Source organism: Actinosynnema sp., from assembly GCF_052038725.1.
The window spans coordinates 1-2382 of record NZ_JBQGCX010000982.1 but is presented as its reverse complement, the minus strand read 5'-3'; the positions used below and the strand labels follow the sequence as shown (position 1 = coordinate 2382).

Below are 2382 nucleotides of genomic sequence, written 5' to 3'. Positions count from 1 at the left end.
GGGGGGGGCCCCGTTGCGGGGGGTGACGGGGGGGGGGCGGGGGGCCGGGGCGTACATGGTGGTGCGGGGGGGGTGGGGGGGGGGGGGGGGGGCGGTGGTGATCGCGTGAGGGCCGGGGGCGGCTGAACGCCGCGGGCTGGTGGGCAGCGGGCAGGTGGGCGGCGGACCGGTGGGCGCGGGCAACCGGCCGCGGGCAGCAGGGGCGCGGGCAGGCGGGGTGTGAGCGCTGGCCCTGCGGTGTCACGGCGGGGTGCTCGGATGAGCGCTGCTCGGTTTGCCAGGTGTGCGCGAATGCGCGGTTGGCCCGTGACCGCTCGTGCGCGTCCACGCCTGGGTGCCTCGTCCGGGGTCCGCTCAGGTGCGGGTGGGGCGGGTCGTTGTGGCCGGGGTCGGTCACGCCAGACACCGGGAAGGTGTTCCATGCGCCTGCGCACCACCGAGCGGAACCTCGCCGCCTTCGTGGCCGCCCTGCTCGCGACGGTCGCCATCGCGGCGCCCGCGGCCGACGCGGCCTCGCCGTCGTGGCGGCCGGTGAAGGCCGACCGGTGGCAGTACCAGCTCAACCCCGCCTCCAGCGGCGCCGGCACGGCAGGTGGCATCACGATCAGCCCGTGCGGCAGGCCCGCGACCGGTGGGCCGTCGTGCGTGAAGCCGACGGTGTACGAGATCGACCTGCACGGGCCGGACGGGCGGACGCCGAACGCCGCCGCCGTGCAGGCCGTCCACGGGGTCGGCGCCCGCGCGGTCTGCTACGTCGACGCGGGCACCTGGGAGCGGTGGCGGCCGGACGCCGCCGCCTACCCGGCCTCGGTCAAGGGCGCGGACGTGGACGAGTGGCCCGGCGAGAAGTGGCTGGACGTGCGCGACACCGCCGCGCTGCTGCCGATCGTGGAGGCGCGCGTCGCCCAGTGCGCGAGGGCCGGGTTCGACGCGGTCGAGTTCGACAACGTCGACGGCTGGGCCAACAGCACCGGCTTCCCGCTGACCGCCGCGCACCAGCTCAGGTACAACCGCTCGATCGCGGCCGTGGCGCGCAAGCACGGGCTCGCGGTCGGGCTGAAGAACGACCTGGACCAGGTCAAGGACCTCGTCGGGAACTTCGACTTCGCGGTGAACGAGCAGTGCGGGCAGTTCGACGAGTGCGGGCTGCTCAAGCCGTTCCTGGACGCGGGCAAGCCGGTCGTGCAGATCGAGTACTCCGACCGGGGCGCGCGCACGGGCGGGTTCTGCGCCCAGGCGAACGCGGCCGGGCGCAGCGCGGTCCTCAAGCAGCTCTCGCTCAAGGCCACCCCCTGGACGCCCTGCCGCTAGCCCTCCCCCGGCCCCGTCGGCGCCCGCCCGCGTCCGGCCGCCCGTCAGGGGCGCACCGGCTGGACCGCGGGGGCCACCGACACCGCAGGCGGCCCCTGCGGAGCCGTCCCCACCCCCGCGGTCACGAACAGCGCGGTGACCAGGACGGCGCCCGCGGCGGCCGACCCGAGCGACAGCCGAACCACCGACCTCAATCGCAGCGTGATGTACATCCCGGACCTCCGTTCGCGGAAATTCCCCCGATTTCCATGATGACCACCCGAACGCGCCACAGTCCAAGCCGACTTGCGGTAGCGGACCGAAGTGAGCGGGTCCACTCGGGTAACACCGAGTGGGCGCACCCGGATATCCACCCCAGAACGCGGGAACCGACTCGGGTCCCCTCTTCCGGGTGACCGGAGAAAGGCCGGGAGGAATGCCGGAGTCCAATACAGGGGTGGTGGACGGGCTGGACGACCTCGGTCCGGTGCTGCGCGACATCGGCACCGGCATGATGGCGCGCACCAGGGCGAAGCTGGCGAACAGCCCGGAGACGCGGGCGTTCCTGGAGATCGGCCTGGACCTGCTGCGCGAGGACCTGATCCAGCACACCGGCCCGGACTTCGACCACGGGACCCCGTCGCGGCTGTTCGACTCCCTCTCGCGCGAGCGCGTGCTCGCCCGCCCGGAGGCGCAGGAGCTGCTGCTGAGCGTGAACATGTTCCGGCACCGCTGGGAGCGCAAGGACCGGTACAGCGAGGACCTCATCTCGTACGTGGTCCGGCTGACCCCCCAGCTGCGGCGGATGGACGGGGTGCGGGCGGCGACCACCGCGATGATCGGGCAGGTGAGCCTCGGCGAACTGGTCAGGCTGCTCGCGCGGGCCGAGCTGGAGGCGCTGCGCAGCGACCCGCTGGTGTGCGTGCAGGCGATCCTGCAGAGCGCGCTGCCCAACCACACGCGGGTGCGCGAGTTCTGCAAGGCGCACCTGGACGAGCTGCTGCCGCGCTGGGCGGACCTGTACCGGGACGTCGCGACCGCGCACGGGCTGGCGCTGCGGCCGGGGCGGACGTGGTTGGACGTCGCGCTGCT

3 protein-coding genes are annotated in these 2382 nt (G+C 74.1%); 2 read left to right on the top strand and 1 reads right to left on the bottom strand.

Going from position 1 to position 2382, the window contains the following annotated elements; all coding sequences use genetic code 11:
* The first annotated feature begins 420 nt into the window (after positions 1-420).
* A complete protein-coding gene (locus tag ACTUAL_RS20845; RefSeq protein ID WP_440901431.1) occupies positions 421-1311 on the top strand; it encodes an endo alpha-1,4 polygalactosaminidase in 891 nt (296 codons plus the stop codon).
* 44 nt (positions 1312-1355) lie between these two features.
* On the opposite strand, the gene ACTUAL_RS20840 is transcribed toward ACTUAL_RS20845, so the two are convergent.
* Positions 1356-1523 (bottom strand): hypothetical protein, encoded by a 168-nt coding sequence (locus ACTUAL_RS20840; RefSeq protein ID WP_157767607.1) that lies wholly within the window; start codon positions 1521-1523, stop codon positions 1356-1358.
* Positions 1524-1702: 179 nt separating this feature from the next.
* Between ACTUAL_RS20840 and ACTUAL_RS20835 the strand changes: the two genes are divergently transcribed.
* A partial coding sequence (locus ACTUAL_RS20835) for a hypothetical protein (protein ID WP_440901430.1) occupies positions 1703-2382 on the top strand: 680 nt, incomplete at its 3' end.